Origin of the sequence: Prolixibacter sp. NT017, assembly GCF_009617875.1 — a bacterium.
Taxonomy (GTDB): Bacteria; Bacteroidota; Bacteroidia; order Bacteroidales; family Prolixibacteraceae; genus Prolixibacter.
Window position 1 is genome coordinate 3,522,197 of sequence record NZ_BLAV01000001.1, and the last position, 16,686, is coordinate 3,538,882.

The window sequence follows — 16,686 nt, forward strand, 5'->3', positions numbered from 1 at the left end:
TCTTTGCGGTTAAACCTGAATACAAGTATAAAAATAATCGACGGGAATTAATTTGAATTCGTTGACAGACCATTGAAATTTTTCCTGTCAGGCAGTTATATTTGCAATTGGTTGCTGAAAAGAAACTACTATTTTTTAACCGATTAATCCACTCCCGGCGTGAACAACTACCTCGAGGAATTAAATGAAGCCCAACGCGATGCCGTTATCAATACCGAAGGACCTTCGCTGGTGATTGCCGGTGCCGGTTCCGGGAAAACACGCGTACTTACCTACCGAATTGCCCACCTGCTGAAGAATGGCGTTCCACCTTCATCTGTGCTGGCGCTCACCTTCACCAACAAGGCTGCACGTGAAATGAAAGAGCGGATCGCGAAGATTGTTGGCTCCCAGACAGCGCGCTACCTCTGGATGGGAACATTTCACTCCATCTTTGCCCGTATCCTGCGAAGCGAAGCAGAGATTATCGGTTACCCGTCCAACTTCACGATTTACGACACGCAGGACACCAAAAGTTTGTTGAAGACCATCATTAAGAGCATGAAGCTCGACGATAAAACGTACAAGCCGGGCTTGGTTTACAATCGGATTTCGGCAGCCAAGAATAACCTGATTACGCCGGTTGCTTACCAGCAGAACACACAAATTCGAGAAGCAGACCAGGCCGCTCGCCTTCCCCGCCTGGCCGAAGTGTATAAAGAATACGCACGACGTTGTAAAAATGCAGGAGCAATGGATTTTGACGATTTGCTGCTCCAAACGAACCTGCTGTTCAAGAACCACGAAGATATTCTGAAGAAATACCAGGAGCGTTTCAAATACATTCTGGTCGATGAGTACCAGGATACCAACTTCTCGCAATACCTGATTGTGAAAAAACTGGCGCAGAACCACGAAAACATCTGCGTGGTGGGCGACGATGCCCAAAGTATTTATTCGTTCCGGGGAGCGAAAATTGAAAATATTCTGAACTTCCGTAAAGATTATCCCGAATTCAACACCTATAAACTGGAGCAGAATTACCGTTCGACACAAACCATTGTCGATGCAGCCAACAGCCTCATCGAAAAAAACAAACGACAGCTACCCAAACGGGTATTCAGCGAAAACGCCACAGGAGAAAAGATTCAGGTAATCGGTGCACTGACAGACAACGAAGAGGGATACCTGGTGGCGAACGAAATCATCGACATGCGGATGAATCACCAGCACCGGTATGCCGATTTTGCCATCCTCTATCGGACCAATGCCCAATCGCGTATTTTCGAGGAAGCGCTGCGAAAAAGAAATATTCCGTACAAAATCTACGGGGGACTTTCGTTCTACCAGCGTAAGGAAATTAAAGATCTGCTGGCCTATTACCGGTTGACCATCAACGTGAAGGACGACGAAGCGTTCAAGCGGATCATCAATTATCCGGCACGTGGCATCGGTAACACGACCATGACACGCCTGGAGACTTATGCGGTCCAGAACAATCAAAGCATCTGGGAAATTGCTTCGAATCCGGATGAGTGCCAAATGGCCGGGCTGAATGCCGGAACACAGCGTAAAGTGGCTGAGTTCATCCATATGATCGAAGGTTTTGCCGGTCAGCTCGCTTCGACAGAATCCTATGAGCTGGCCATGCAGATTGCTTCCGACAGCGGCATGCTGAAAGAATTTTACAAGGATAAAACTCCGGAAAATTTAAGCCGTTACGAAAACGTGCAGGAGTTGCTGAATGCCATCCAGGATTTCTCGCTCAACGCGAAAGAGGAAGGTCGCCCCAACCAGCTCAACCACTTCATGGAAGAAGTCGCCCTGCTGACAGACCAGGATACAGATAAAGAAGAAGATTTTGATAAGGTGACCCTGATGACGGTTCACTCATCCAAAGGACTGGAATTTAAAAATGTATTTATCGTTGGCCTGGAAGAGAACCTCTTTCCCTCGGGATTTTCGGGTACGTTGACCGCGCCGGAACTGGAAGAGGAACGGCGCCTGTTTTACGTAGCGCTTACCCGGGCAGAGCAAAATGCATGGCTCTCGTTTGCCAAACAACGCTATCGCTGGGGAAATCTCGAATTTTGTAATCCCAGCCGTTTCATCGGCGAGATTGACGAGCAATTCCTCTATTTCAAATCCGGAGGACTGCAAGCTCATATTCCCAGACGGGAATCAGTACCCACTGCCAAGGAGGAAACGAGAAGTGCCAAGCGAAGCCCAATGGGTATTCGCAGTCAACAGGGCAATGAACAACTCGGGAAACGCCTTACCCGTCTGAATGAAGCCAGCAGACAAAATGCCACAGCATTTACGGGAAGCGATCCGGAAGAAATACAGGCCGGCATGTTTGTGGAACATCAACGTTTTGGCCGGGGAAAGGTAGTAGCCATTGAAGGAACAATGCCCGACCGGAAAGCCAAGGTATTTTTTCCCAATGCCGGAGAAAAACACCTGCTGTTGAAATTTGCCAAACTAAAAATCGTGGAATAAGATAAGGCAGCTGCGAAATTCATTTTCGATACCCCGAGAACCTTAACTTTTTGTATTATGCGGCAAAAGGATTAGATTTGTGATCGAAATCCCTCGTGCTTTTGCCTGATACTCCCGCATTATGCAAAATGCCACTTAACCGAAGATACTTTTCAATGGATTATAACTCGAATCGAAAAAAACTGAAACTTCCTGAGTACGGAAGGAATATTCACAAAATGGTTGACTACGTGGTTTCTATCGAAGACCGCGAAGAGAGAAACCGTGCGGCCAATCAAATCATCGAAATCATGGGGAACATGTATCCCTATCTTCGTGATGTCAGCGATTTCCGACACAAATTATGGGATCATATCGCCATTATGTCCGATTTCAAACTGGACATTGACTACCCTTATGATCCTCCCCGTCCGGAAACCTTCCTCGAAAAACCCAAGCCGGTACCATACACTAATGCTCCGATCAAATATCGGCACTACGGAAAACTCATCGAAAAGATGATCGAGCAAGCCGCTCAATACGACGATGACAGTCCGGAGAAAAAACAACTGACCCAAATGCTGGCCAACCAGATGAAGAAATCGTTTGTCGTTTGGAACAAGGAAACGGTAAACGACGATAAAATTTTAAAAGATCTGGAGGAATTATCGGAAGGTGACCTGAAAACCGAAGAAATTTCAAGACTTGCCGATACCCGCGATATTCTCAAAAGTGGCGGAAGCAGCAATAAAAAGAAAAGCAAAGGAGCTAACCGGAAACATAAGTAATTAGCCACTTATATGGCACGGTTTATCATAGAAGGTGGACGCTCACTCACCGGAGAACTGATTCCACAGGGAGCCAAAAACGAAGCTTTACAGGTAATTTGTGCAGTCTTACTCACCGACGAAGAGGTAAATATCGCCAACATCCCCGAAATCAGCGATGTGCTAAAACTCATCGAAATGCTGAAAGGGTTTGGGGTAAAAGTAAACCGCAAAGCAAAAGGCGATTATAGCTTTCAGGCCAACCATGTTGACATCGATTATCTTAATACCGAAGAATTCCGGAAGCTGGCAAGTGGCTTGCGCGGTTCTATTATGATCATCGGTCCGCTGCTGGCCCGCTTTGGAAGAGGAATAATTCCACAACCCGGAGGCGATAAAATAGGGCGCCGCAGACTGGACACCCACTTTATCGGTCTTGAAAAAATGGGGGCCGATTTTCATTACGATGCAGATAACGGCCAATACCAAATAAAAGCCAACCGACTTTCCGGCACCTACATGCTCCTCGACGAGGCCTCGGTTACCGGTACCGCCAACCTGGTGATGGCTGCCACGCTCGCCAAAGGAACCACAACCATTTATAACGCAGCGTGTGAGCCCTATGTACAGCAACTGTGCAGAATGCTTAATTTGATGGGGGCCAACATCAGTGGAATTGGCTCCAACCTGCTCACCATCGATGGTGTCACATCGCTAAGCGGATGCAAACATACGCTCCTGCCCGACATGATAGAGGTAGGAAGTTTCATTGGCCTCGCAGCGATGACTTCGTCTGCCCTCACGATTAAGAATGTTTCGTTACAGAATCTGGGTATCATCCCCGATGCTTTTCGCAGGTTAGGCATACAACTCGAAAACCGGGGTGACGATCTCTTTATTCCTTCCCAGGAACACTACGAAGTGGAATCGTTCATCGATGGTTCCATTATGTCTATTGCCGATGCGCCCTGGCCGGGACTAACACCTGACTTACTTAGTGTTTTCCTGGTCGTAGCAACGCAAGCCCGCGGCAGTGTCCTGATTCACCAGAAGATGTTCGAGAGCCGTTTGTTCTTTGTCGACCGACTGATTGACATGGGAGCTAAAATCATCCTTTGCGATCCGCACCGCGCAACGGTTATCGGTCTCGACCGGGCCCTTCAGTTACGGGGAACACATATGACCTCACCCGACATCCGGGCAGGAGTTGCTTTGCTTATCGCTGCCCTCTCCGCTTCCGGCACCTCTACCATCGATCATATCGAGCAAATCGACCGGGGATACGAAGCAATCGACGTTCGGTTAAACAGTCTTGGCGCGAAGATTGTAAGAGAATCATAACAGATTCAATCTCTGAATGTCGAACTTAAAAACATGATCATGAAATATCGCATCCTCACCTCACTGCTTACTATAGCTTTTATTGCGTTTACGGCAAATGCAAGCCTTGCCAAGAACCACAAAAACAAAAGCACAGGTCCGCCGGTGGGAACATCGGTTGGAAAAACAGCGCCCAACATTGTCGAAACCGGCATCAATGGTGACACCCTCAAACTTTCCGCTTTGCGCGGGAAAATGGTGTTAATCGATTTCTGGGCATCGTGGTGCGGACCATGCCGCCGCGAAAATCCCAACGTGGTAAAAGCTTACGATGAGTTTAAGGATAAAAATTTTCAGGAAGGAAAAGGCTTTTCCGTATTTAGTGTTTCGCTCGACCAAAGCCATACAGCATGGGAACATGCAGTCAAAATGGATAACCTGTCATGGCCCTGGCACGTCAGCGATTTGAAAGGCTGGATGTCGAAATACGCCGGAGTTTACGGCGTGCGCGGAATTCCTTCCAACTTTCTTATCAACGGAAAAGGAGTCATTGTTGCCCGCAATCTTCGTGGCAATCAACTTATAGAGACCCTTTCGACATTACAGAAATAATTTGCGAACAGTCCCGTAGGAATCCTTACTTTTGCGGACAATTACTTTTCGGCTCAACCGCTTTGACAGTCGGTAGGGGCGAAAAATGTCAATTTGTCCGAATTAGGCAATTGGCAAAAGTTTTGTTGAACAGTGACGAAATCGATTAGAAAACTTCAATCGTATGAGCAAAGAAAAAAAACAACAGGAGGAACAAAAAGAAATGAATACCAACGAAATGGAAGAAAAAGAAGTACCAATTGACAGCTCCTCCGACAATAACGAAGTTTCAACAGCGGATAAAGAAAAACAATCAGAAGAGAAACACGACGATAAGAAAGACAAGAAAAAGTCGAAAAAGGACAAGGACGCGGACAAAGTAGCAGAATTGGAAAAGCAGGTCGAAGCAATGAATGACAAATATCTGCGCCTTTCTGCTGAATTCGATAATTACCGCAGAAGAACATTGAAGGAGAAAATGGAACTGACCAAAACAGCTGGAGAGAGCATTCTGGTCAATATTCTGCCGGTTATCGATGATTTTGAACGCGCCATTAGTTCAATGGAACAGGGACTTGAATCAGCCGCCGTGAAAGACGGTGTTGAGCTGATCTACGGCAAGTTTAAAGAATTTCTGAACCAAAATGGTGTAAAAGAAATTGAAGCCAACGGAACAGAGTTCGATACCGATCTGCATGAAGCCCTGACAAAAATTCCGGCACCATCCGACGATCTGAAAGGCAAAGTAGTTGATGTAATCCAGAAAGGATACGTATTGAATGATAAAGTGATTCGATTTGCCAAAGTGGTAGTTGGAGAGTAAAACGGAAATATTAACTGACAGGAAAGAAATCGGATAATGGCAAAAAGAGATTATTATGAAGTTTTGGGGGTTAGCAAAAGTGCCAGCCCGGAAGAGATAAAAAAAGCCTACCGAAAAAAGGCGATTCAGTTCCACCCCGACAAAAACCCGGGTGACAAAACGGCTGAAGAGAACTTTAAAGAGGCTGCCGAGGCTTACGAGGTACTAAGCAATCCCGAAAAACGTCAGAGATATGACCAATTTGGACACTCCGGACTTGGCGGTGGTCAGGGCGGATTCAGTGGCCACGACATGTCCATGGACGATATCTTCTCCATGTTTGGTGATATTTTTGGTGGTGGATTTGGCGGTTTTGGCGGATTCGGATCCGGTGGAGGACGGACACACCGTCGCACGAACCGCGGTTCCAACCTACGGGTAAAAGCCAGCCTGACACTGAAAGAAATTGCACACGGTACAGAGAAAAAAATCAAGGTCAAGAAATACGTCACTTGTGACAGTTGTCACGGTAGTGGGGCCAAGGGCAGCGATGGCTACAGCACATGCTCTACCTGTCACGGTTCAGGCCAGGTGACCCGTATCAGCAACACCTTCCTCGGACAAATGCAAACCACTTCCACTTGCCCGACTTGTGGTGGCGAAGGTCAGATTATTACGCATAAATGTGATAAATGCCACGGCGAGGGAATCGTTAGAGGTGAAGAGGTTATTAACATTAAAATACCGGCAGGCGTGGCTGAAGGCATGCAGCTTTCCGTTAGCGGAAAAGGAAACGCGGCTCGTCGTGGTGGTGTTCCCGGTGATTTGCTGGTACTTATCAACGAAGTGAAACATCCGGAACTGATTCGGGATGAAAATGATTTGATTTACAACTTGTATCTGTCATTCCCCGATTTGGCTTTGGGAACAACATCCGAAATACCAACGGTTGATAACAAGGTGAAGGTGAAAGTTGACGCCGGAACACAACCGGAAAAAATACTTCGCTTACGCGGAAAAGGATTACCCGATCTGAACGGCTATGGCAAGGGCGATTTGCTGGTTCGCATTCACGTTTGGGTTCCGAAAAAACTGAGCAACGACGAAAAGAAACAACTGGAAAAACTCCAGGAATCGGAGAATTTCAGTGCAAAAAATGCCGCTTCGGAGGACCGGAATTTCTTTGACAAGGTAAAAGATATGTTCTGATAAGAGTAATGTTTATGATTAATGCTCCGCCATTATTTTTTCGCATTAATTAAACATTAAAATACTTCCAATATTTTCGTTTGCTGTTGTGCCGTTTTTATAAAATACGTATCATTGCAGCAACAATAAGAATATGAACAACGCAATTTTCCATTACGGCCATCATCATCTCCTGCTAAAAGGTAGGCCCTAATTGGAATGTCAAAAAATATTCATTAAAATTAACAGGCTTACCTTGAATGAGGTAAGCCTTTTTTTATATCTAAAAAATCGACATGGACTCAACATTACGCATCGCGATTCAGACCAAAGGCCGCTTAAACGAAGACTCAGTCGGTCTGATTAAAGAAACTGGTATTGATCTGATTTCCGGCAAGAGAAGACTCATCTCGGCAGCAAAAAATTTTCCCATGGAAGTTTTGTACCTTCGGGATGATGATATCCCTCAGTCAGTTGCTGACGGCGTGGCTGACATCGGAATTGTCGGATTCAACGAAGTAGCTGAAAAGAAGCAGCAGGTGGATGTCATCAAACATTTGGGGTTCAGTAAGTGCCGCCTTTCACTGGCAATTCCGCAGTCACAGGTGAACGAGTACGAAGGTCCGGAATGGTTCAACGGAAAGAAAATTGCAACTTCCTATCCGGAAATCCTCAAGGATTTTTTGGCTGAGAAGAAAATTGATGCTGAGATTCATGTCATTACGGGTTCTGTGGAAATAGCGCCCGGCATTGGCCTGGCCGACGCCATTTTCGACATTGTCAGTTCCGGAAGTACGTTGGTTAGCAACCGCCTGAAAGAGGTGGAAGCGGTGATGAAATCCGAAGCTGTTTTGGTGGCTAACCCAAAACTTTCCAAAGAGAAACAAGGTATACTCGATGAGTTGATTTTCAGAATCGAGTCGGTGGAAATGGGTAAAGGGAAAAAATATATCCTGCTAAATGCCCCGAACCACAAAATAGATAAGATTGTTGAAGTACTGCCCGGAACAACTTCACCAACGGTAATGCCCCTGGCTATTGAAGGCTGGAGTTCACTGCACTCGGTAATCGATGACAACGAGTTTTGGGAGGTCATCGGCAACCTGAAGAAAAACGGGGCGGAAGGCATCCTGGTAGTACCTATTGAGAAAATGATATTATAAAAATTCGTTCGATGCAGATTTACAATTATCCTCTTTTTAATACGTGGCCCAAAATTCTCTCGCGCCCGGCTAACAATTATTCTTCGATCAACAGCACGGTCAGGATGATTCTTGACAATGTGAAAAAGAAAGGTGATGCTGCTGTTCGTGATTATACAAGACGTTTCGACGGAGCCGACCTGGAAGAATTCAGGGTGAGCAAAGATGAAATGGAGAAGGCTGCAAATTTGATTGAGCCCGAACTGAAAGAGGCCATTCAGAAAGCGGCAAAGAATATTCTCGCTTTCCACGAGATACAAAAGCCGCCTATGCGGATGATTGAAACAGCACCCGGCGTGAAGTGCTGGCAGAAATCTGTACCGATTGACAAGGTTGGACTCTATATTCCCGGCGGCTCAGCGCCACTGTTCTCAACTGTTCTGATGCTCGGAATTCCGGCCCAGATTGCCGGCTGCAAGGAAATCGTTCTTTGCACACCTCCCAACGAAAAAGGTGAAATTCACCCGGCCATCCTGTTCGCTGCCGGTTTAGTGGAGGTTTCCAGAATTTATAAAATCGGCGGTGTACAGGCTATCGGTGCGATGGCATACGGAACAGAAACGGTTCCCCGTGTCTTCAAAATATTTGGACCGGGAAACTCCTGGGTGACGGCCGCCAAACAGATTGTCTCTGTAAACGACTGTGCCATCGATATGCCGGCAGGTCCGTCCGAACTGGCTGTAATGGCCGATGAGTCAGCGGAACCAGAATTCATTGCTGCCGATTTGCTATCACAGGCTGAACACGGCCCGGACAGCCAAGTTGTTCTGGTTACCACCGAAGAACCGCTTATCGCGAAGGTCATGCAAGCCATCGACCGGCAACTTTCGGAACTGCCACGAGCGGCTATCGCCAGCAAAGCATTGGAAAATAGCCGGGCCATTTTGGTGAACGATGAAGAGCAGATGATTGAGCTAATCAACTTCTACGCACCGGAACACTTAATCATTGCGACCCGGAATACCACGAACCACGCTGACCGGATAACGAATGCCGGTTCCGTATTTCTGGGGAATTTCACTCCCGAAAGTGCCGGCGATTATGCTTCCGGGACAAATCACACGCTCCCAACACAAGGATGGGCACGCTCATTCAGCGGATTGAACCTTGAAAGTTTCTGTAAGAAGATTACTTTCCAGGAAATATCGAGAGACGGCATCCAACAGCTGGGACCTATCATCGAAGCGATGGCCGAAGGGGAATTGCTTTATGCCCATAAGAATGCAGCAACCTTGCGTATCAACTCCAGTGAATCATAAAAAATGACATTCGATATACAAAATCTGTTGCGGGACAACATCCGGAAATTAAAGCCATATTCATCCGCTCGCGACGAATTCTCGGGCGAGGCAGCGGTATTTCTCGATGCCAACGAGAATCCGTTCAATGCTCCTTACAACCGGTACCCCGATCCCCGGCAAACGGAACTGAAAAGCAAAATTGCACCGGTAAAAAAGGTGCCGCCGGAAAACATCTTCCTTGGTAATGGAAGCGACGAACCCATCGACTTGCTGATTCGGGCGTTTTGTACTCCCGGGAAAGACAATATTGTTGCCATCGCTCCCACTTACGGCATGTATCGCGTGGCTGCCGATGTAAACGATGTGAAAGTTATCGAAGCGCCACTGAATGCCGATTATACGCTTTCACCGAAGACGGTGTTGGACACGGTCACACCCAATACTAAAATGGTTTTCCTCTGCTCACCCAACAATCCCACCGGGAATGCTCTGGGAAAAGAGGCTATGCTGGAAATCATGAATAACTTCACGGGGCTGGTTATTGTCGACGAAGCGTACATTGATTTTTGTCCGGAAAGATCGCTGCTTCCCGAGTTGCCGGAACATCCTAACCTGGTTGTATTGCAAACCTTCTCCAAAGCTTGGGGAATGGCAGGTATCCGGTTGGGAATGGCATTCGCCAGCCAGGAAATCATCGACGTACTCAATCGCATTAAATATCCGTACAACATCAACATTCTGACCCAGTTGAAAGCGATCGAGCTGATTGAGCTGGAGAAAGAAAAATCGGATTGGGTTAAAATCCTGGTTTCCGAAAGGGAAAAGCTGGCTGAAAAGCTACGGGAGTTCCCGTTTGTGGTGAAGGTTTATCCCAGCGACGCCAATTTTCTATTGATAAAAACACACGATCCACGCGGAATTTATGATTACCTCGTTGAAGAGAAAATCATTGTGCGCGATCGCTCCGGAGTGGCGCTTTGCGAAGGCAGTCTGCGCATCAGCGTAGGTTCTGAAATGGAAAACCAACGACTGATTGAAGCACTGGAAGCGTTAGTTTGAAAAGCTTTCAATATCATCTGAAAATGAAAAAGAAAAAAGTACTCTTCATAGACAGGGATGGAACACTGGTAGTTGAACCACCGGAGGATTACCAGTTGGATTCGCTGGAAAAGCTGGAATTCATACCGGGCGTTTTTCGCAACCTGTACAGTATCCGGAACCTGCTCGATTTCGAATTGGTGATGGTCACCAATCAGGACGGTCTGGGAACCGATTCATTTCCGGAAGATACATTCCATCCGGCTCATGATAAAATGTTGAAGGCGTTTGAAAACGAAGGCATCACATTCGACGAAATTCATATCGACAAGACCTTCCCTGAAGAAAATGCGCCTACACGAAAGCCGGGAACAGCCCTGCTGCAGAAATATTTCAGCGAAGAATATGATCTGCCCGGCTCTTTTGTTATCGGAGACCGGCTGACCGATGTAGAACTCGCCAAGAATCTGGGTGCTAAAGCGATTTTCTTCTCCGAAAAGGAAATCGATGATGAAGCGTTGAAAGCTCACTGTGCATTGACCACCAATAGCTGGGAGAAAGTTTTCCAGTTCCTGGCAACAGGCGAACGAACAGCTACCATTGAACGGGAAACCGCCGAAACGAAAATCAGCATTACTGTTAACTTAGACGGCTCCGGCAAAGGAAATATCTCAACCGGGCTGGGATTTTTCGACCACATGCTCGACCAGATTGCCCGCCATTCCGGTTGCAATTTGACAATACATGTGAACGGTGATCTCGAAGTAGACGAACATCATACCATCGAAGATACCGGCATTGCTTTGGGAAATGCCTTCCGGCAAGCACTGGGAGATAAACGAGGTATTGAACGTTACGGTTTTTGCCTTCCGATGGACGATTGCCTTGCCCAGGTTGCACTTGACTTTGGTGGCCGGTCGTGGCTCGTATGGGATGCTGAATTCAAGCGGGAGATGATTGGTGATGTTCCGACAGAGATGTTCTTCCACTTTTTTAAATCATTTTCCGATGCTGCCCTGTGCAATTTGAATATAAAAGCCGAAGGAACAAATGAACATCATAAAATAGAAGGAATTTTTAAAGCATTTGCCAAATCAATCCGGATGGCCATACGAAAAGATCCGATGAAAAATTCATTGCCATCGACAAAAGGGATGCTTTAGATTTTCGCTTTTTTCTATTAACATAAAAATACTTCATCCCAAAGAAAGGTACATTCACCACATAAAAACGGTCGTTCATCAAAAAAATTTGTTCAAAAGGAAAAGGATCACTTAATTCGGTCTCAGAACCAAAACCAGTTAAGATAACGGAGTTAATGAGTTCGCTTTCGCGCAGAAAGTAATAAGCTCGTCGACACAATCCGTAACAAAAACATCCATTCATGGTAGCTACCGCCCAACTAGCCGGCGGTTCTACCATTCGGATGCTAAAAAAGGTTCTGACACCACCACAATAGCTGGTTGTTTACGATACAAACACTCAGATTCGCATTTAATATATCCTTTTCCACCATTTTACAAAAGCTTCCTGAAAGACAGGAAGCCTTTTGCTGTGCCCGTTTCGTTTTAAATTGGGGTTAAATTTTGGATGTAAAACTCTTAAAATTTCTTCCTGCCCCTGGTTTTTCTTTATTTTAATAGGTACAAAACAAACTTAGCTTTCGTGGAAAGTATCAAATCAATACACACCGAGAAAAACACCGCAATTCTTCTCATCCATTGCCCTGACCAGCAAGGCATTTTGGCTGCGGTTACCGAATTTCTAAATCGGAATAAGGGTAATATTATCTACCTCGATCAGCATGTCGACAGACAGGAGAAGTTATTCTACATGCGGGTTGAGTGGGAACTCGACGGATTTGTGATTCCCCGTGAGAAGATTGCCGAATACTTTGGAACGCTGGTAGCAGGCCGTTTTGATATCACTTTTTGGCTACACTTCTCGGACAAACCACCGAGAATGGCTGTTTTTGTGTCGAAGCTTTCTCACTGTTTGTTCGATATCCTCGCCCGGTATACTGCCGGTGAATGGGACGTTGAAATTCCACTCATCATCAGCAACCATGAAAAGCTGGCCCCGGTTGCACAACGATTTGGAATTGATTTCGAATGTCTTCCGATTACGAAAGAAAATAAAGCCGAGCAGGAACAGAGAGAGTTGCAACTACTGAAAGATTACGACATTGACTTTGTTGTGCTGGCCAGGTATATGCAAGTGTTGTCTGATGAATTTGTCAAACACTACCCCAACAAAATCATCAACATTCACCACTCGTTTTTGCCTGCATTTGCAGGCGCGAAACCGTATCACGCGGCCCACGCCCGCGGTGTCAAAATTATTGGAGCGACCAGTCATTATGTAACCCCGGAACTGGATGCAGGCCCAATAATAGCTCAGGACGTGGCGCGTATTTCACACATCGACACAGTAAACAGCCTGATGAGAAAAGGACGTGATTTGGAAAAAATTATTCTGAGTGAAGCTGTCTACAAACATCTGGAAAGAAAAATTCTTGTTTACAATAACCGAACAGTTGTTTTCAACTAAAATCAAAATCCTCCCACATCATGAAAAACTATGGCAACTTAATCAGATTAACATCTTTGTTCCTGCTGATGGCCATCTCTGCCTGTGCTCAATCGGCCAATAACCAAAGTCGAAAGCAGAAAGTCCCCGCCAGTTATGGCTATATTCTGCAACCCGGAGAAAATGTTCCTGAGTTTTCGATGAAACTGACCGATGGTACCGAAGTTTCCACAAACGACTGGAAAGGCAAAGTCGTGATGCTCCAGTTTACAGCTAGTTGGTGCGGTGTTTGCCGCCGAGAAATGCCCCACATTGAGAAGGAAATCTGGGAAAAGCACAAAGACAATCCCGATTTTATCCTTATCGGAGTGGATAGAGACGAACCGCTGAATGTTGTCAAAAGGTATGCTTCCGACATGAAAATCACCTATCCTTTAGGACTGGATCCCGGTGCTGATATTTTCGGATTATTCGCAGACAAAGATGCGGGTGTCACCCGGAATGTCATCATTGGAAAAGATGGAAAAATCGCTTACATGACCCGCCTTTTCAAAATGGATGAATTTAATCAGATGAAAGAAGTCATCGACTCGTTACTAAAACAATAAGTCTGTTATTTGACAAAACGTATACTCTTTAAATGGAAGTAGCCATTATAAAATACAATGCCGGAAACATTATGTCGGTTGAGCTGGCGCTGAAGCGCTTGGGCGTAAATGCAACTATTACGGCCGACCCGGATTTCATCCGCAAAGCCGATCGGGTTATTTTTCCCGGGGTTGGCGAAGCGTCGACCACCATGGCCTATTTACGGGAACATAAGCTGGATAGCCTCATCACCAGCCTGAAACAGCCTGTACTGGGCATCTGCCTCGGCCTTCAGCTCATGTGTTCGCACAGTGAGGAAGGCGATGTGGAGTGTCTCGGTATTTTTCCCGAAAAGGTGAAAAAGTTTATTCCAGCTCCCGGACAAGAATATGTCACCAAAGTTCCTCATATGGGATGGAACAGCATCAGTAACTTAAAAAGTGACTTGTTCGATGCTTCGTTGGAGAATCAATATGTCTACTTTGTCCATTCGTATTATGCAGCCGCCGGTGACGATACAGCGGCAACCTGCAATTATATTACACCCTTCAGTGCAGCTTTGCAGCGCGACAATTTCTACGCTACCCAGTTTCACCCGGAGAAAAGCGGACCAATTGGTGCCAGGATTTTGGAAAATTTTATCAACCTCAAAGCCCGCTAAGGAGATAGTACCATGATTGAAATTATTCCGGCAATCGATATTATCGATGGGAAATGTGTTCGCCTGAACCAGGGCGATTACGCACAGAAGAAGGTGTATAACGAAAATCCGCTTGAAGTAGCGCGTTCGTTTGAAGATGCCGGGCTAAAACGACTTCACCTCGTTGACCTCGACGGCGCCAAAGCCAGTCACATTGTCAACCATCAAATACTGGAGAGCATAGCCACAAATACATCGCTGACCATTGACTTCGGCGGTGGGCTCAAATCGGACGAAGACTTGCGGATTGCTTTCGAGTCAGGCGCCGCGATGGTGACCGGTGGCAGCATTGCCATTAAGTCGCCCGACCTATTCCAGTCGTGGCTGGAAAAATACGGCAACGAACGAATTATTCTGGGTGCCGATGCGCACGATCGGAAAATTGCAGTCTCGGGCTGGCAGGAAACCACCGATGCCAATATTCTGGATTTCATCGCCCTTTGGCAGGAAAAAGGAGTAACTCAGGTCATCAGTACAGACATTAGCCGCGATGGCATGCTTTCCGGACCCGCAACGGAACTTTACCGCGATATTTTGAACCGGATGCCGGAATTGTACCTGATTGCCAGTGGAGGCATCAGCTCCATGCAGGATGTTCTGGATTTAGACGAAGCCGGAATTCCCGCCGTCATCACCGGGAAAGCGATTTATGAAAACCGGATTTCGCTGAAGGAAATCGGGCAATATTATGCGAAAAACAGCTAATGCATGCTTGCAAAACGAATTATACCATGCCTCGATATCAAAGACGGACAAACCGTTAAAGGTGTCAATTTTGTCAACATCCGCAACGTAGGCGACCCGGTTGAACTGGGTGCTTTGTATGCCGAGCAGGGTGCCGACGAATTGGTTTTCCTCGACATCACCGCAACGCACGAAGGGCGAAAGACCTTTGTCGACCTGGTGAAACGGATTGCCCGCGAAATCAATATTCCCTTCACGGTAGGTGGTGGAATCAGTGAACTGGAAGACGCCGACAAACTGCTGGCAGCAGGTGCCGACAAGATTTCCATCAATTCCTCAGCTGTACGAAATCCACAGCTAATTGATGACCTGGCCAGGAACTTTGGAAGCCAGTTCGTTGTTGTTGCTATCGACGCCAGGAAAAAACCGGACCATTGGGCGGTAACGGTAAACGGCGGCCGGATTGAAACCGACAAAGAGCTTTTTAGCTGGGCTAAAGAAGCCGAAAGCCGTGGAGCCGGAGAGATTCTCTTTACCTCGATGGACCACGACGGTACGAAAAACGGATTTGCTAACGAGGAGCTGGCTCACTTGTCCGAAAGTCTGTCCATTCCGATCATTGCATCGGGGGGTGCCGGCAATATGGAGCATTTCGTCGATGTGTTTACCAAAGGAAAAGCCGATGCCGGACTGGCAGCCAGCATTTTTCACTTCCGCGAAATTGCCATTCCGGACCTGAAAAGCTACCTGCGCCAACAAGGGATTGTCGTCCGGTAAAACCGGGAAATAGATGAATTAATTGTACTTCGAAAATAAGGAACAACAAAATGAAACTTGATTTTGACAAAGCCGGAAACGGATTGATACCGGCGATAATACAGGATAACCTGACCAACAAAGTTTTGATGTTGGGATTCATGAATAAAGAGGCCTACGACAAAACAGTAGCCGAAAACAAAGTCACTTTTTTCAGCCGTACTAAAAACCGACTGTGGACCAAAGGGGAAGAATCAGGCAATTTTTTGCATGTGGTTTCCATCCAGTCCGATTGCGACGACGATACATTGCTCATTAAAGTGAATCCGGCCGGACCGGTTTGTCACACCGGAACCGACACTTGCTGGGGCGAAGTGAACCGCAGCGACGACTTCATGTTCCTGAAAGAGTTGCAGGATTTCATCGACAAGCGAAAAGAGGAAATGCCCGAAGGTTCGTACACTACTTCTCTCTTCCGGAGAGGAACTGCAAAAATTTCGCAAAAAGTGGGCGAAGAAGCCGTTGAAACGGTGATTGAAGCCATGGCGAACAACGATGAACGTCTGTTGTACGAATCAGCGGACCTGATGTATCACCTGATTGTCTTGTTAACCTATAAAGGCTACCGTCTGGAAGACATCGCCCGGGAATTGAAAAAGCGGCATAAATAACGAAGGTTGCTGCTCCAAATAAAACAGGCGTTTGCCGTCAGTATATACCATGAAAGTGTTTAATTTTCATGGTATTTTGTTTTCCGTTAACCGGAAATAATCATTCGTATTTTATCAAATCGCAAAAGAGTGGTTGTTTTCATCGCCATGTT

The 16,686-nt window shown here is 46.4% G+C and carries 16 protein-coding genes; all 16 read left to right on the forward strand.

All coding sequences use genetic code 11. The features are described 5' to 3' along the window. Nucleotides 1-159 precede the first annotated feature (159 nt). The 16 genes from GJU87_RS14695 (at nt 160) to hisIE (ending at nt 16,534) form a co-directional block, all read left to right on the forward strand. Nucleotides 160-2,478: an ATP-dependent helicase gene (locus GJU87_RS14695; RefSeq protein WP_153640185.1), complete on the forward strand. Its 2,319-nt coding sequence runs from the start codon at nt 160-162 to the stop codon at nt 2,476-2,478. Nucleotides 2,479-2,633: 155 nt separating this feature from the next. Next, on the forward strand, nt 2,634-3,245 hold the full coding sequence (locus GJU87_RS14700; protein ID WP_153640186.1) for a DUF4290 domain-containing protein: 612 nt from the start codon (nt 2,634-2,636) through the stop codon (nt 3,243-3,245). Between the two features lie 12 nt (nt 3,246-3,257). Further along, nucleotides 3,258-4,565 (forward strand): UDP-N-acetylglucosamine 1-carboxyvinyltransferase, encoded by a 1,308-nt coding sequence (gene murA, locus GJU87_RS14705; protein WP_153640187.1) that lies wholly within the window; start codon nt 3,258-3,260, stop codon nt 4,563-4,565. Nucleotides 4,566-4,604: 39 nt separating this feature from the next. Continuing rightward, nucleotides 4,605-5,156, forward strand: coding sequence for a TlpA disulfide reductase family protein (locus tag GJU87_RS14710; RefSeq protein WP_228492004.1), 552 nt, complete (start codon nt 4,605-4,607; stop codon nt 5,154-5,156). Nucleotides 5,157-5,319: 163 nt separating this feature from the next. After that, entirely contained in the window at nt 5,320-5,958 is a 639-nt protein-coding gene (locus GJU87_RS14715) for a nucleotide exchange factor GrpE (RefSeq protein WP_153640189.1), read from the forward strand. A 36-nt stretch (nt 5,959-5,994) separates the two neighbouring features. Beyond that, nucleotides 5,995-7,146 carry a molecular chaperone DnaJ gene (dnaJ, locus tag GJU87_RS14720; RefSeq protein ID WP_153640190.1) on the forward strand — a complete coding sequence of 384 codons (1,152 nt, stop codon included), beginning with the start codon at nt 5,995-5,997 and terminating at the stop codon, nt 7,144-7,146. 275 nt (nt 7,147-7,421) lie between these two features. Continuing rightward, a complete protein-coding gene (hisG, locus tag GJU87_RS14725; protein WP_153640191.1) occupies nt 7,422-8,288 on the forward strand; it encodes an ATP phosphoribosyltransferase in 867 nt (288 codons plus the stop codon). A gap of 11 nt (nt 8,289-8,299) precedes the next feature. After that, a complete protein-coding gene (hisD, locus tag GJU87_RS14730) occupies nt 8,300-9,586 on the forward strand; it encodes a histidinol dehydrogenase (protein WP_153640192.1) in 1,287 nt (428 codons plus the stop codon). Nucleotides 9,587-9,589: 3 nt separating this feature from the next. Then, nucleotides 9,590-10,627, forward strand: coding sequence for a histidinol-phosphate transaminase (gene hisC / locus GJU87_RS14735; protein ID WP_153640193.1), 1,038 nt, complete (start codon nt 9,590-9,592; stop codon nt 10,625-10,627). Between the two features lie 23 nt (nt 10,628-10,650). Continuing rightward, entirely contained in the window at nt 10,651-11,769 is a 1,119-nt protein-coding gene (hisB, locus tag GJU87_RS14740; RefSeq protein ID WP_153640194.1) for a bifunctional histidinol-phosphatase/imidazoleglycerol-phosphate dehydratase HisB, read from the forward strand. Between the two features lie 502 nt (nt 11,770-12,271). Continuing rightward, complete coding sequence (gene purU, locus GJU87_RS14745; RefSeq protein WP_228492005.1) at nt 12,272-13,156, forward strand: formyltetrahydrofolate deformylase; 885 nt, start codon at nt 12,272-12,274, stop codon at nt 13,154-13,156. A gap of 20 nt (nt 13,157-13,176) precedes the next feature. Next, nucleotides 13,177-13,743 (forward strand): TlpA disulfide reductase family protein, encoded by a 567-nt coding sequence (locus GJU87_RS14750; protein ID WP_153640195.1) that lies wholly within the window; start codon nt 13,177-13,179, stop codon nt 13,741-13,743. Nucleotides 13,744-13,775: 32 nt separating this feature from the next. Next, the gene (gene hisH / locus GJU87_RS14755) at nt 13,776-14,384 is read left to right on the forward strand and encodes an imidazole glycerol phosphate synthase subunit HisH (protein ID WP_153640196.1); all 609 of its coding nucleotides are present in this window, start codon (nt 13,776-13,778) and stop codon (nt 14,382-14,384) included. Nucleotides 14,385-14,396: 12 nt separating this feature from the next. Continuing rightward, complete coding sequence (gene hisA / locus GJU87_RS14760) at nt 14,397-15,128, forward strand: 1-(5-phosphoribosyl)-5-[(5-phosphoribosylamino)methylideneamino]imidazole-4-carboxamide isomerase (protein WP_153640197.1); 732 nt, start codon at nt 14,397-14,399, stop codon at nt 15,126-15,128. Between the two features lie 3 nt (nt 15,129-15,131). Continuing rightward, complete coding sequence (gene hisF / locus GJU87_RS14765; RefSeq protein ID WP_153640198.1) at nt 15,132-15,884, forward strand: imidazole glycerol phosphate synthase subunit HisF; 753 nt, start codon at nt 15,132-15,134, stop codon at nt 15,882-15,884. 50 nt (nt 15,885-15,934) lie between these two features. Next, nucleotides 15,935-16,534 carry a bifunctional phosphoribosyl-AMP cyclohydrolase/phosphoribosyl-ATP diphosphatase HisIE gene (hisIE, locus tag GJU87_RS14770; RefSeq protein ID WP_153640199.1) on the forward strand — a complete coding sequence of 200 codons (600 nt, stop codon included), beginning with the start codon at nt 15,935-15,937 and terminating at the stop codon, nt 16,532-16,534. Nucleotides 16,535-16,686: the final 152 nt, after the last annotated feature.

Bases quoted from the DNA above. Each gene is read 5' to 3' on its own strand.
- hisIE (WP_153640199.1), top strand. From the start codon at position 15,935: ATGAAACTTGATTTTGACAAAGCCGGAAACGGATTGATACCGGCGATA.
- GJU87_RS14715 (WP_153640189.1), top strand. From the start codon at position 5,320: ATGAGCAAAGAAAAAAAACAACAGGAGGAACAAAAAGAAATGAATACC.
- dnaJ (WP_153640190.1), top strand. From the start codon at position 5,995: ATGGCAAAAAGAGATTATTATGAAGTTTTGGGGGTTAGCAAAAGTGCC.
- hisG (WP_153640191.1), top strand. From the start codon at position 7,422: ATGGACTCAACATTACGCATCGCGATTCAGACCAAAGGCCGCTTAAAC.
- hisD (WP_153640192.1), top strand. From the start codon at position 8,300: ATGCAGATTTACAATTATCCTCTTTTTAATACGTGGCCCAAAATTCTC.
- hisB (WP_153640194.1), top strand. From the start codon at position 10,651: ATGAAAAAGAAAAAAGTACTCTTCATAGACAGGGATGGAACACTGGTA.
- hisH (WP_153640196.1), top strand. From the start codon at position 13,776: ATGGAAGTAGCCATTATAAAATACAATGCCGGAAACATTATGTCGGTT.
- GJU87_RS14710 (WP_228492004.1), top strand. From the start codon at position 4,605: ATGAAATATCGCATCCTCACCTCACTGCTTACTATAGCTTTTATTGCG.
- hisC (WP_153640193.1), top strand. From the start codon at position 9,590: ATGACATTCGATATACAAAATCTGTTGCGGGACAACATCCGGAAATTA.
- murA (WP_153640187.1), top strand. From the start codon at position 3,258: ATGGCACGGTTTATCATAGAAGGTGGACGCTCACTCACCGGAGAACTG.
- hisA (WP_153640197.1), top strand. From the start codon at position 14,397: ATGATTGAAATTATTCCGGCAATCGATATTATCGATGGGAAATGTGTT.
- GJU87_RS14700 (WP_153640186.1), top strand. From the start codon at position 2,634: ATGGATTATAACTCGAATCGAAAAAAACTGAAACTTCCTGAGTACGGA.
- GJU87_RS14750 (WP_153640195.1), top strand. From the start codon at position 13,177: ATGAAAAACTATGGCAACTTAATCAGATTAACATCTTTGTTCCTGCTG.
- hisF (WP_153640198.1), top strand. From the start codon at position 15,132: ATGCTTGCAAAACGAATTATACCATGCCTCGATATCAAAGACGGACAA.